This window comes from Kitasatospora sp. NBC_01302, from assembly GCF_035976515.1.
Lineage (GTDB): Bacteria > Actinomycetota > Actinomycetes > Streptomycetales > Streptomycetaceae > Kitasatospora.
Genome location: NZ_CP108404.1, coordinates 7,331,880 through 7,344,396, shown reverse-complemented (window position 1 = coordinate 7,344,396; position 12,517 = coordinate 7,331,880). Strand labels below are relative to the sequence as shown.

The 12,517-nt window shown below is 73.6% G+C and carries 10 protein-coding genes; 5 read left to right on the top strand and 5 right to left on the bottom strand.

What is annotated here, in order from left to right:
* Window positions 1-76 precede the first annotated feature (76 nt).
* The 3 genes from OG294_RS32205 (at window position 77) to OG294_RS32195 (ending at window position 3,403) form a co-directional block, all read left to right on the top strand.
* Window positions 77-766, top strand: a complete 690-nt coding sequence (locus OG294_RS32205; RefSeq protein WP_327070077.1) for a class F sortase — start codon at window positions 77-79, stop codon at window positions 764-766.
* Window positions 767-846: 80 nt separating this feature from the next.
* Window positions 847-2,439: an alpha-amylase family glycosyl hydrolase gene (locus OG294_RS32200; protein ID WP_327070076.1), complete on the top strand. Its 1,593-nt coding sequence runs from the start codon at window positions 847-849 to the stop codon at window positions 2,437-2,439.
* Between the two features lie 85 nt (window positions 2,440-2,524).
* Window positions 2,525-3,403 carry a polysaccharide deacetylase family protein gene (locus OG294_RS32195; RefSeq protein ID WP_327070075.1) on the top strand — a complete coding sequence of 293 codons (879 nt, stop codon included), beginning with the start codon at window positions 2,525-2,527 and terminating at the stop codon, window positions 3,401-3,403.
* Window positions 3,404-3,428: 25 nt separating this feature from the next.
* On the opposite strand, the gene OG294_RS32190 is transcribed toward OG294_RS32195, so the two are convergent.
* Complete coding sequence (locus OG294_RS32190) at window positions 3,429-4,331, bottom strand: alpha/beta hydrolase (RefSeq protein ID WP_327070074.1); 903 nt, start codon at window positions 4,329-4,331, stop codon at window positions 3,429-3,431.
* Window positions 4,332-4,721: 390 nt separating this feature from the next.
* Window positions 4,722-5,540, bottom strand: a complete 819-nt coding sequence (locus tag OG294_RS32185) for an SDR family NAD(P)-dependent oxidoreductase (protein WP_327070073.1) — start codon at window positions 5,538-5,540, stop codon at window positions 4,722-4,724.
* Between the two features lie 233 nt (window positions 5,541-5,773).
* On the opposite strand from OG294_RS32185, the gene OG294_RS32180 reads away from it, so the two are divergent.
* Together OG294_RS32180 and OG294_RS32175 are read left to right on the top strand one after the other, a co-directional pair.
* On the top strand, window positions 5,774-6,643 hold the full coding sequence (locus tag OG294_RS32180) for a 3-hydroxybutyryl-CoA dehydrogenase (RefSeq protein WP_327070072.1): 870 nt from the start codon (window positions 5,774-5,776) through the stop codon (window positions 6,641-6,643).
* Between the two features lie 98 nt (window positions 6,644-6,741).
* Window positions 6,742-7,428, top strand: a complete 687-nt coding sequence (locus OG294_RS32175; protein ID WP_327070071.1) for an MBL fold metallo-hydrolase — start codon at window positions 6,742-6,744, stop codon at window positions 7,426-7,428.
* 61 nt (window positions 7,429-7,489) lie between these two features.
* On the opposite strand, the gene pheT is transcribed toward OG294_RS32175, so the two are convergent.
* From pheT to OG294_RS32160, 3 genes are all read right to left on the bottom strand, one after another.
* Window positions 7,490-10,009 carry a phenylalanine--tRNA ligase subunit beta gene (gene pheT / locus OG294_RS32170; protein WP_327070070.1) on the bottom strand — a complete coding sequence of 840 codons (2,520 nt, stop codon included), beginning with the start codon at window positions 10,007-10,009 and terminating at the stop codon, window positions 7,490-7,492.
* A complete protein-coding gene (pheS, locus tag OG294_RS32165; protein ID WP_327070069.1) occupies window positions 10,009-11,130 on the bottom strand; it encodes a phenylalanine--tRNA ligase subunit alpha in 1,122 nt (373 codons plus the stop codon). Before pheS ends, pheT begins: the two co-directional genes overlap by 1 nt.
* Before the next feature lie 236 nt (window positions 11,131-11,366).
* Window positions 11,367-12,500, bottom strand: coding sequence for a sensor histidine kinase (locus OG294_RS32160; protein ID WP_327070068.1), 1,134 nt, complete (start codon window positions 12,498-12,500; stop codon window positions 11,367-11,369).
* Window positions 12,501-12,517: the final 17 nt, after the last annotated feature.

Below are 12,517 nucleotides of genomic sequence, written 5' to 3'. Positions count from 1 at the left end.
CCGGCCGCAGCGCAGCGCCGTCCGGCCCGGTACCGCCTCCCCCCGCTCGCCCCGCCCCGCAGAAAGGCTCCCCGCCATGGGCAACCACGCCGATCCGAACGGTGACCCGCCCACCACCGAATCGCTCGGCCGCCAGCGTCGCAGCGTGCTGTTCGCCGCCGTGGGCGCCTGCGTGCTCGGCCTGGTGATGATCCGCCACGCCGGCTCGCCGCCCCCGCTCCCGCCGCAGACCAGGGCCGTCGTGGCCGCCTCGCCCAGCGCCAGCGCCACCCCCGTGCAGCGCGCCCCCGTCCGTGTCGTCCCCGACGCGCACCCCGTCCGGCTGACCATCCCGGCCATCGGCGTCAACGCGCCCTTCACCGGCCTCGGCCTGGGCGCGAACGGCGTGCTCAACCCGCCGCCGCCGAACGACACCAACCTGGTCGGCTGGTACCAGGCCGGCACGGTGCCCGGCAACAAGGGCACGGCGATCGTGCTGGGCCACGTCGACACCAAGACGGCGCCCGCCGTCTTCTGGAGCCTGAGCGCGCTCACCAAGGGCGCCACCGTCGACGTGGCCCGGGACGACAAGGTGACCGCCACCTTCACGGTGGACAGCGTGGAGGTCTTCCCCAAGGACCAGTTCCCGGACGACCGGGTCTACGGCAAGTCCCCCAACGCACAGCTGCGCCTGATCACCTGCGGCGGCGTCTACGACCGCAAGCGCGCCGACTACACCGCCAACGTGGTGGTCTTCGCCCACCTCACCGGCTTGCGGGAATCCTGATCGGATCGGCGGACAGCCGCCACCGTCGCCCCATAGTCTGGCGGCTTCTCGCGGTCCCCCCACCGAGGAGGAGCAGGCCCATGGACCCCCTGAGCGCCCGCCAGCCCGCCGTCCCCAGCTGGCTCGCCGACGCCGTCCTCTACCAGATCTACCCGCAGTCCTTCGCCGACTCGAACGGTGACGGCATCGGCGACCTGCCGGGCGTCACCGCCCGCCTGGACCACCTGGCCGCCCTCGGGGTGACGGCCCTGTGGCTCAGCCCGTGCTTCAGCTCCGAGTTCGGCGACGCGGGCTACGACGTGGCCGACTACCTGACCATCGCCCCGCGCTACGGCAGCAACCAGGACCTCGCCGAGCTGGTCCGGGCGGCCGGCGAGCGCGGCATCCGGGTGCTGCTCGACCTGGTGCCCGGCCACACCTCGCACCGCCACCCGTGGTTCCGGCAGGCCGCGCACGACCCCGCCGACGACCGCTACATCTGGTCCGAGCGGATCGCCGCCCCGGTGCACGAGTGGATCCCCAACCAGGGCCGGCGCGGCGGCTTCTACCGGGCCAACTTCTATCCGATCCAGCCCGCCCTCAACTTCGGCTACGCCCGCCCCGACCCGGCCGAGCCCTGGCGCAGCCCGGTGGACGCGCCGGGCCCGCGGGCCAACCGGGCCGCGCTGCGCGAGATCATGGCGCACTGGTTCGCGCTCGGGGTGGCCGGCTTCCGGGTGGACATGGCCGCCTCGCTGGTCAAGGACGACCCCGGGCACCTGGAGACCGCCAAGCTCTGGGGCGAGATGCGCGGCTGGCTGGACCGCGAGCACCCCGACCGGGTGCTGATCGCCGAGTGGGGCGACCCGGCCCGCTCGGTCCCCGCCGGGCTGCACGCGGACTTCTTCCTGCACTTCAACGGGCGCGGGCTGCGCTCGCTGTGGGACAACGGCACCGGCAGCCAGGGCAGCTGGGCGCACGGGGAGCCCTGCTACTTCGACCCGGAGGGCGGCGGCTCGATGGCCGAGTTCCTGACCGCCTGGCGGGACGCCGAGGCCGCGATCGACGGCCGGGGACTGGTGGCCCTGCCCACCGCCAACCACGACTTCTCCCGGCTGTCCTGCGGCCCGCGCACCCGTGAGCAGCTGGCCTGCGCCTTCGCCTTCCTGCTGACCTGGCCCGGCCTGCCGGTGATCTACTACGGCGACGAGATCGGCATGCGCTACGTGCCCGGCCTGCCCGACAAGGAGGGCAGTCAGTTCGGCACCGAGGCGCGCCAGGGCTCGCGCACCCCGATGCAGTGGGACGACAGCCCGGGCGCCGGCTTCTCGGGCGCCCCGCCCGCCGACTTCTACCTGCCGCTGGACCCGGACCCGCAGCGCCCGAGCGTCGCCGCCCAGCGGCCGGATCCCGACTCGCCGCTGAGCCACGTCCGGCGGCTGATCCGGTTGCGCCGCGACACGCCCGAGCTCGGCACGGACTGCACGGTGACCGCGCTCAGCGACGGCTACCCGTTCGCCTATCTGCGCGGCGAGCGCCACCTGGTGGTGGTCAACCCGCGCCGCGCCCCGGCCGCACTGGCCCTGCCGCAGCTCGCGGGGCGTACGGCCGAGCCGCTGCTGGTCCACGGGGTGACGGCCGAGGGCGATCGGGTGCGTGCCGAGGGGTTCGCGTACGGGGTCTTCCGCCTCTGACCCGGCGTCACCATCCGCTCGGGTCACCACCGAAGGGCCCACTTCGGCTCGCACGGTGATTCGTCCGTCTTTATGCTGGTTCGCGATGAGTGTGAACCGCCGCAGCATCCTGCGGACCACTGCCCAGCTGGCCACTCTGACCGCGGCCGGCGGCCTGCTCACCGGCTGCGGCCAGGAGGCCGCCACCGGTGGCGGGGCCGCCGGCGCGGGCCACCCGGAGCACCCGAGCCCCGCGCCGGGCGCCCCGACGGTGCTGACGCCCAACCGGATCCCGGCCGCGACGCCCAGCGCCGCCGTGAGCGGCTCACCGGCGGCCGCCGGTGCCTCGCCCGGTCCGCCGGACCAGCCGCCGCTGGCCGCAGGCACCCCGGCCGAGGTGATCAGCGGGCCGCCCGACCGCCCGCAGGTCGCGCTGACCTTCCACGGGCAGGGCGACCCGGAGCTGGCCACCGCCCTGCTGACGGCGGCCGAGCAGCACGGCGCCAAGGTCACCGTGCTGGTGGTCGGCAGCTGGCTGGACCAGCAGCCGCAGATGGCCAAGCGGATCCTGGACGGCGGCCACGAGCTGGGCAACCACACCCTCAACCACCTGGACATCTGCTCGCTCTCCGCGGACCAGGCCTACGCCGAGATCGCCGGCTGCGCGGACCGGCTCAAGGAGCTGACCGGCTCGATCGGACGGTGGTTCCGCCCCTCGGCCGCGCAGTTCGCCACCGCCCGGGTGAAGGCCCAGGCCCGCAAGGCGGGCTACGAGCACTGCCTCTCCTACGACCTGGACCCGCGCGACTACGCCGACCCGGGGGCAGAGGTGATCCAGCGCCGGATGCTCGGCTCGATCAAGCCCGGTTCGATCGTCGCCCTGCACATGGGCCACCAGGGCACGGTGGACGCGCTGCCGGCCGTTCTGGAGGCGCTCCAGCAGCGCGGCCTGAGCGCGGTGACGGCCAGTCAGCTCTGCTCGTGACCCGCTCCGGTTCCGCTGGTCGCGCTCAGAGCGTGGCCCGGAAGTGGGCCAGCACCCGGTCCAGCGCGGCTGTCACGGTGGCCTCGTCGTCGTAGAAGTCGAACTGCGTGCCCGGCAGCCAGTGCAGTTCCTTGGGCGCACCCAACTCCGCGTGGAACCGCTCGGCGCCGGCCGGGATCGCGGCGTCGCGGCTGTGCACCAGGACGGTCGGCACCGTGACGCCCGGGACGGCCGCGAACGCGTCGAAGCCGAGCCAGCCCAGCCAACCCATTTCGGCGAACCGGTTGGTCCACTGCGGGAGGCCGCCCCTGGACTCGTCCAGGTAGTAGTCGAACGCGCCGACCATGGCCGCCCGTTGGTCGTCCCGGCTGACCGCGGGCACATAGCGCACCTCGCCGCTCTCCCGGTACCGCACCGCGGCCTCGGCGCCCCGCTCGCGCCGCGCCGCGACCTGCTCGGCCCCGCCGTAGAGCTCCAGCAGCAGCTCGTCGTCGTGCAGCCAGGGCGCGACCATCGCCAGCGAGCGCAGGCCCGCGCCGCGGGCGGCGGCCGCGGCGCTGTACCCGGCACCGGCACAGATGCCGAGCGCGCCGACCCGGTCGGCGGCCACGTCCGCGCGCGAACGCAGGTAGTCGACGGCGGCGGCGATGTCGATGCTCTTGCGCTCGGGCTCCTCGAGTTCGCGCGGGGCGCCGCCCGACTCGCCGAAGCCGTGGAAGTCGAAGGCGAGCGCCCGGAATCCGGCCTCGGCGAGCCGCTCGGCGTAGCCTCCCGCCATCTGCTCCTTGACCGTCGTCCAAGATCCCGAGACCACCACGGCCGGCCCTGGCCGGGCACTGCGCTCGGCGGCCGGATGGAAGAGGTTGCCGACGAGTTCACCGCCGGAACCGGTAAAGACGATCTTCTCAAGCTCGGTACGGTCTGCCACGGAACTCTCCTTCACAGGGCGGGCTGGTGAGAGCGACCGGGCCGCTGGCACCTCACCCGCCGGCCGGGGAACGTCAGCATAGGCAAGACGCTCGACGAACTGTCAAGGACGCCAAACCACCCACCATCAGCGGAAGTTGACCGAAGAAGCGGAGCACGCCCAGTCGGTTCCAAGCGCCGCGGGACGGCCCTTTCAGGGCGAGTTGCCTGCCCAGTTGACCTGTACGCGACGGCGAACGGGGCGCACCGGGGCCGCACCGGGTCAAGAGTTGACCAAGTATCAGGCAGCTTCAGCCACAGGTGACTTGACCGGAGCCGGCGGCACGCCGGCCACTACTACGGTAGGTTCCACCGCCCGGCTGCCCCGCTGCCCCGCTGCCCGGGCCGGCCCTCAGGCCAGCGGATCGCCCGGGCCGTACGGCCGCAGCCGCAGGGTCCGGGCGTCGGCCGCCCGGATCTCGGCGGCCTGCGCCACCAGGTTCTCCAGGTTGTCCTGTCCGGCGTGCAGGAACCGACCGTGCAGGGCGTCGAACCGCCCGCGCGCGGTGTCGACCGCGATGGCGGCCAGGTAGGGCAGGCTGTTCCACTCCTTCATCCCGGCGAACCGCGGCATCCTGGCGGTCATGTCGGTGGGCGAGGGCCCCGGGCTGATGTCGAGCACCACCACACCGTGCGCCGAGAGCGAGTCGGCGATGTTGCCGGAGAGCTGCAGCAGCGCGCCCTTGGAGGTGGCGTAGGCGGTGTAGTTGCTGTCCCGGCCCACCGCCAGGCCGGAGTTGAGGTTGAGCACCCGCCCGCGCCGGCGCGCCACCATGCCGGGCAGCACGCAGCGCAGCAGGTTGGCCGGGCCGCGCAGGTTGACCTCCACCACCTGCCACCACTGCCCGAGGTCCGCCTCCCAGAACGGCACCTCGGCCTGGTCGATCTGCCCGGCGTTGTTGACCAGCAGATCCACCGGGCCCAGGTCCCGCTCGACGCTGCGCACCGCCTCGCGCACCGCGCCGGGCCGCGCCACGTCCGCCGGCACCGCCACGCCCTTGGCGCCGATCCGCACGCAGGCCTTGAGCGTGTCGGTGAGCGTGTCCCGGGTGCGGCCGACCAGCCCCACCGCCATGCCCTCGGCCGCCAGGCCGAGCGCGATCGCCCGGCCGAGCCCTCGCCCCGCGCCGGTGACCAGCGCCACCTGTCCCGCCAGCGAACCGCCGCGCATCACAGCTCCCTCTGCCCCGTCATCCGCCTGAGCCGTCCGGCCCGGCCCTGTCGGACAGCATGCTGGCTGCACCCGCCCGGACCGCCTCGGCCACACGGCGGGAGGACACGGCTCATGCGAACGGCGTAGCCGGTTTCGCGGGGCCCCCGAGCCTTGATCTACCGGCAAGTAGTAACGTCGAGCGACATGGGCGGCGACCCCGCCCGGCTGGTAACCCGGGAAAGGCAAGTTCAGTGAGCGACATCGCGCGCGTCGGAGTGGTCGGCTGCGGACTCATGGGATCGGGGATCGCCGAGGTCTTCGCCCGGGCAGGGCTGGACGTGCTGGTCTCGGAGGCCACCGGCGAGGCCCTGGAGCTGGGCCGCACCCGGCTGACCAACTCGCTGGAGACCGCCGTCAAGCGCGGCAAGCTCACCGAGGAGCAGCGCGAGCAGGCCCTGGCCCGGCTGAACTTCACCACCGACCTGGCCGACTTCGCGGACCGCGACCTGGTGGTCGAGGCGGTCGCGGAGCGCGAGGACATCAAGATCCAGATCTTCCAGACCCTGGACCAGGTGGTGCGCCGGCGCGACGCGATCCTCGCCTCCAACACCTCCTCGATCCCGATCGTCAAGCTGGCCGCGGCCACCTCCCGCCCCGAGCAGGTGATCGGCCTGCACTTCTTCAACCCCGCCCCCGTGCAGCGCCTGGTCGAGGTGATCCCCACCCTGACCACCTCCGCCGAGACCACCACCCGGGTGGAGACCTTCGCCATCCAGGTCCTGGACAAGGAGCCGATCCGCGCCCGCGACCGGGCCGGCTTCGTGGTCAACGCCCTGCTCGTCCCCTACCTGCTCTCGGCGGTGCGGATGTTCGAGACCGGCGTGGCCACCGCCGCCGACATCGACAAGGGCATGGAGGCCGGCTGCGCCCACCCGATGGGCCCGCTGCGCCTGTGCGACCTGATCGGCCTGGACACCATCGCCTCGATCGCGGAGTCGATGTACGCCGAGTACAAGGAGCCCCTCTACGCGGCCCCGCCGGTCCTCTCCCGGATGGTCGACGCGGGCCTGCTCGGCCGCAAGTCCGGCCGCGGCTTCTACGACTACTCGGCCGCCGTCTGAGCCGACCGGCCCGCTCCCGCAACGCCTCGGCCCGTCAGCCCGTCAGCCCTCGGTGAACGAAGCACCCGGCGCGGACCGCGCCGATCTAGGCTGCGGACATGGATCTCGTGGAGGTACTCCCCCAGCTGCACCTGCTCCGCTTCGACGTCGGCCAGGCCTACCTGTGGAGTGACGCCGACGCGCTCACCCTGATCGACGCGGGGCCGGGCGGCTCGGCCCCCGCGATCGCCGAGGCGGTGCGCTCCCTCGGGCGCCGGCCCGGCGACATCCAGCGGATCATCATCACCCACGGCCACGAGGACCACGTCGGCGGCGCCGCCGAGGCGGCCGGCTGGGGTGACGCGCTGGTGCTGGCCGGCGCCGCGGACGCGGCCGTGATCCGGGGTGAACGCCCGGCCGCGGAGCCGGTGTTCGTCGCCGACTGGGAGCGCGAGCTGCGGGCGAGCCTGCCGCCGCTGCCCGCGGTCGACCCGGTGCGGGTCGACCGCGAGCTGCACGAGGGGGACACCGTCGACTTCGGCGGCGGCGCCCAGGTATTCGCCGTCCCCGGCCACACCGACGGCAGCATCGCGATCTACCTGCCCGGCCCGCGGGTGCTCTTCACCGGGGACACCATCGCCAACGTCGGGAACGACGCCCGGCTGGGCGTGTTCAACACCGATCCCGAACGCGCCGCCGAATCCCTGGCCCGGCAGGCCGAGTTGGACACGGAGACGGCCTGCTTCGGGCACGGCGAGGCGATGGTCACCGGAGCCGCCGAGCGCCTGCGCCGGCTGGTGGGCTGAGACGCGGACGGCGGGAGCCGGTGGCCGCACGGCCACCGGCTCCCGCCGCACCAGCTCCCGGCTACGCCCCGCGCAGCACCGCGCCGGTGCGCGCCAGCGCGGCGGCCACCGCGCTCTCGCGCGCCGCCGAGGCCTCGTCGGCCGTCAGCGTGCGGTCGGTGGCACGGAAGCGCAGCGCGTAGGCCAGCGACTTCTTGCCCTCGCCCACCTGCTCGCCGGTGAAGACGTCGAACAGCCGGATCGCCTCCAGGAGTTCGCCCGCGCCCTCGCGCAGCGCGGCCTCCACCTCGGCGGCCGGCACCGCGGCGTCCACGATCAGCGCCACGTCCTGGGTGGCGACCGGGTAGCCGGAGACCGCCGGGCCCTCGACCGTCCGCTCACCGTCGGCGCTCAGCAGGTCGAGGTCGATCTCGGCGACCGCGGTGCGCTCGGGCAGGTGCAGCGCCTTGATCACCCGCGGGTGCAGCTCGCCGGCGTGGCCGACCACCCGGTCGGTGCCGGCCACCAGCAGCTCGGCGCAGCGGCCCGGGTGCCAGGGCGCGTACTGGCCCTGACGGACCGTCAGCTCCACACCGGCCGCGCGCGCCACCGTGCGGGCCGCCTCGACGGCGTCCGCCCAGCTCGCCTGCGCGCCCTTGCCCCACCAGCCGGAGGGCAGCCGCTCCCCGGCCAGCGCGACGGCCACCCGCAGCGGCTGGCGCGGCAGCGCGGCGTTCAGCGCGGCGATCTCCTCGTCGCTCGGCCGGTGGTCGACCGCAGGCCGGGGGGCGACCTGCTGCTCGGCCTCGGGCAGGAAGACCAGACCGGTCTCGAAGATCGCCAGGTCGGTGTTGCCGCGCCCGATGTTGCGCCGCAGCGCGCCGAGCAGGCCCGGCAGCAGCGTGGTGCGCAGCGCCGGCTCCTCGTCGTTCAGCGGGTTGACCAGCTTGACGGTGCGCCGGCGCACGTCGTCCTCGTCCAGGCCGAGGCCGTCGAAGGCCGCCGCGCCGAGGAACGGGTAGTTGTGCACCTCGGCGTAGCCGGCGCCGGCCAGCGCCACGCCCACCCGGCGGTGCCGGCGCTGGGCGGCGGTGAGCCCCTGGCCCGGCGGCACGGTGGGCATCCGGACGGGGACGTTGTCGTAGCCCTCCAGCCGGATCACCTCCTCCGCCAGGTCGTTGGGGTCGGTCAGGTCGGGGCGCCAGGTCGGCGGGGTGACCTCCAGCAGGTCGGCGCCCGCCACCGAGCAGCCCACCTCCTGCAGCCGGCGGGTGACGGTCTCGCGGCCGTACACCATGCCCGCCACCTTGTCCGGCAGGTCGGCGGCGATGGTGATGGTGCGCACCGGGTGCGGGGCGGCGATGTCGGTCACCCCGGCCTCGGCGGTGCCACCGGCGATCAGCACCAGCAGGTCGACGGCGCGCTGCGCGGCGGCCCGGGCGGCCTCGGGGTCCACGCCGCGCTCGAAGCGCTTGGAGGCCTCGGAGGGCAGCTTGTGCCGCTTGGCGGTGCGGGCGATGGAGACCGGGTCGAAGTGCGCCGCCTCGATGATCACCTCGGTGGAGCCGGTGACCTCGCCGGTCTCCGGGTCCGTCACCGGGTCGATGATCTCGGTGGAGGCGCCGCCCATGACCCCGGCCAGGCCGATCGGCCCGGAGTTGTCGCAGATCAGCAGGTCCTCGGTGGACAGCTCGCGCTTGGCGCCGTCCAGCGTGGTCAGCCGCTCCCCGGCGAGCGCGCGGCGCACCTGGATCGGGCCGTCCACCCGGCCGCGGTCGTAGGCGTGCAGCGGCTGGCCGACCTCCAGCATCACGTAGTTGGTGATGTCGACGGTCAGCGAGATCGGACGGACGTGCATCTTCTGCAGGCGGCGCTGCAGCCAGATCGGCGACTTGGCGCCCGGGTCGATGCCGGTCACGGTGCGGGCCACGAAGCGGTCGCAGCCGGCCGGGTCGGCGACCTTGACCAGGTAGCCGAAGGAGTTGGCCGGCGGCACGTCCAGCAGCGCCGGGTCGGCCAGCGGCAGCCCGTACGCGGCGGCGGCCTCGCGGGCCACGCCGCGCATCGACAGGCAGTAGCCGCGGTCGGGGGTGACCGCGATGTCGAGCACCTCGTCGACCAGCTCCAGCAGCTCGATGGCGTCGGTGCCGGGCTCGTAGTGCTCGGGCAGCACGATGATGCCGTCGTGATCGTCGCCCATGCCGAGCTCGCGGGCCGAGCAGATCATGCCGGCCGAGGTCTGGCCGTAGGTCTGGCGGGCCGCGATCGGGAACGGGCCGGGCAGCACGGCACCGGGCAGCACCACGACGACCTTGTCGCCGACCTTGAAGTTGCGGGCGCCGCAGACAATCTCCTGCGGCTCACCGGTGCCGTTGGCGTCGCCGACGTTGACGAAGCAGTGCCGGATCGGCTTCTTGAAGCCGGTCAGCTCCTCGATCGACAGCACCTCGCCGACCACCAGCGGGCCCTTGAGGTCGGCGCCGAGCTGCTCGACGGTCTCGACCTCCAGGCCTGCCCGGATCAGCTTCTCGGCCAGCTCCCGACCGGTCACACCGGCGGGCAGGTCGACGTACTCGCGCAGCCAGGAAAGCGGGACGCGCATCAGATCTCCATCCCGAACGGGAGAGTGAAACGCACGTCACCCTCGACCATGTCGCGCATGTCCGCGACGTTGTGACGGTTCATCAGGATCCGCTCCAGGCCCAGGCCGAAGGCGAATCCGCTGTAGCGCTCGGGGTCCACCCCGGCGGCGACGAGGACCCGCGGGTTGACCACGCCGCAGCCGCCCAGCTCGATCCAGCCCTCGGAGGAGCAGGTGCGGCACGGCGCGTCCGGGTTGCCCACGCTGGCGCCCCGGCAGACGAAGCACTCCAGGTCCACCTCGGCGCTCGGCTCGGTGAACGGGAAGTACGAGGGCCGCCAGCGCAGCTCCAGCTCGTCCCCGATCAGCTTGCTGACCAGCAGCTCGATGGTGCCCTTGAGGTCGGCGAAGGTGATGCCCTCGTCAACCGCGATGCCCTCGACCTGGCGGAAGACCGGGGTGTGGGTCGCGTCCAGCTCGTCGGTGCGGTAGACCCGGCCGACCGAGACGGCGTACAGCGGCGGCTGCTTGTCGAGCATCGCGCGGATCTGCACCGGCGAGGTCTGGGTGCGCAGCACCATGCCCGAGTCGGGCGAGCCGTCGCCGGCGGCGACGAAGAAGGTGTCCTGCATCGAGCGCGCGGGGTGGTCGGGGCCCAGGTTGAGCGCGTCGAAGTTGAGCCACTCGGCCTCGACCTCGGGACCCGAGGCGATGCTGTAGCCCATCGCGACGAAGGTGTCCTCGATCCGCTCGGCCAGCGTGGTCAGCGGGTGCCGGGCACCGCGCGGGGCGCGGTCGTAGGGCAGCGTGACGTCCACCGCCTCCTCGACCAGCACGCGCGCGTCGCGCTCGGCCTCCAGCTCCGTCTGACGCTTCGCCAACGCCTGGTTGACCGCGCCGCGGGCCTGGCCGATCAGCTTGCCGGCCGCGGCCTTGGCCTGCGGCGGCAGCGCGCCGATCTCGCGGTTGGCCAGCGAGAGCGCGGAGCGGTCGCCGGTGTGCGCGACCTTGGCCTGCTTCAGCTCCTCCAGGCTGGTGGCGGCGGCGAAGGCCGCGACGGCCTCGTCCCGGGCACGCTCGACCTCTTCCGGCTTCAATGCCTCAACCTCTACCGGGTCGTAGGACTTGTTGGGTGCCGACATCTCTATCTTTCCCGTGCTCCTGCTCGTCCGTGCTCGGATATGCAACCGCGGATACGCAACCGCCACGCCCTGCGTGGCCGGACAGCGGGCAGGCAGACCCCGCCGGTTCGGGCGGGGAGGGTGTCCGCGGCTCGGCCGCACGGGGCGTTACACCAGGTCGAGTGTAGTCGCAGGGCGCACACCGCCTGGTTTTCGGCCGGTCGCAACAGCCCGCCGGGCCCCTGGCAGGTCTGTGGTCAGACCATGAAGTCGGGCACCCCGGCGGGCAGGATAAATCGGAACCGGGCGCCGCCACCGGGCGCGCGGTCGATCCGGATCGTCCCGCCGTGCGCCTCGACGATGCCCTTGACGATGTAGAGGCCCAGGCCGGTGCCGCCGCGCTTGCTGCCGCGCCAGAAGCGGGTGAAGACGCGCGGCATCGACTCCTCCGGGATGCCGCTGCCCTCGTCGCTCACGGTGACCGCCGTTCCTTCCACGATCCGGGGCGGGGTGCCCGGGTGCTCCCAACTGGCGGCCTCGACGATCTCCTTCGCGGGCGCCACCTCGATGGTGACAGTTCCCTCGCCGTGCCGCACCGCGTTTTCCAGCAGGTTGGCGAGCACCTGGTCGATCTTGTCCGGGTCCGCCCACTGCTGCGGCAGGTCCTCGGCGAGCCTGATGTCGAAGCGCTCGGGCGCGATCCCGGCGGCCACCTTGCCCTCCACGTGCCGGCGCACCGCTGCCGCCAGGTCCACCACCTGCTTGCGCACCTCCAGCCGGCCCGCGTCGATCCGGGAGATGTCCAGCAGCTCGGCGATCAGCCGGGTGACCCGGTCGGCGTCCGAGTTCACCGTCTCCAGCATCAGCCGCTTCTGCCCGTCGGTGAACCGCTCCCACTTGTTCAGCAGGGTCGCGGTGAAACCCTTGACGCTGGTCAGCGGGGAGCGCAGCTCGTGCGCCACGGTGGCGATCAGCTCGGCGTGCGCGCGCTCGGTGCGCCGACGGGCCTCGGTGCCGCGCAGCGCGACCACCAGCTGGCGCAGCGGGCCGCGCGGGCGCTCGCGCAGGTAGGAGGCGGAGACCAGCAGCTCGCGGTTGGCACCGGCCAGCAGCAGGTTGCGCTCGGGCTGGCGGGTGCGGATGGCCAGCCCGCCGTACGGGTCGGTCAGCTGCCACCAGCGGCGGCCGTCCAAGTCCTCCAGCGGCAGCGCCTCGGCCAGCGGGCGGCCGAGCGCGGCGGGCCCGCTGATGCCGGTCAGCCGGGCGGCGGCGCGGTTGAAGCAGACCACCAGGCCGGCCCGGTCGGCGATCACCAGGCCGTCCGGCAGCTCGTCCGGGTCCAGCGGTGGGGCAGCCGGCACGGCCAGCCGCCAGTCCTCGCCGCCGACCATGAGAGCCCTCCCGATCC

What these genes read in the sequence shown, in the direction of transcription:
- OG294_RS32205 (WP_327070077.1), top strand. Translation starts at nt 77, where the DNA reads ATGGGCAACCACGCCGATCCGAACGGTGACCCGCCCACCACCGAATCG.
- OG294_RS32200 (WP_327070076.1), top strand. Translation starts at nt 847, where the DNA reads ATGGACCCCCTGAGCGCCCGCCAGCCCGCCGTCCCCAGCTGGCTCGCC.
- OG294_RS32195 (WP_327070075.1), top strand. Translation starts at nt 2,525, where the DNA reads ATGAGTGTGAACCGCCGCAGCATCCTGCGGACCACTGCCCAGCTGGCC.
- OG294_RS32185 (WP_327070073.1), bottom strand. Translation starts at nt 5,540, where the DNA reads ATGCGCGGCGGTTCGCTGGCGGGACAGGTGGCGCTGGTCACCGGCGCG.
- OG294_RS32175 (WP_327070071.1), top strand. Translation starts at nt 6,742, where the DNA reads ATGGATCTCGTGGAGGTACTCCCCCAGCTGCACCTGCTCCGCTTCGAC.
- pheT (WP_327070070.1), bottom strand. Translation starts at nt 10,009, where the DNA reads ATGCGCGTCCCGCTTTCCTGGCTGCGCGAGTACGTCGACCTGCCCGCC.
- pheS (WP_327070069.1), bottom strand. Translation starts at nt 11,130, where the DNA reads ATGTCGGCACCCAACAAGTCCTACGACCCGGTAGAGGTTGAGGCATTG.
- OG294_RS32160 (WP_327070068.1), bottom strand. Translation starts at nt 12,500, where the DNA reads ATGGTCGGCGGCGAGGACTGGCGGCTGGCCGTGCCGGCTGCCCCACCG.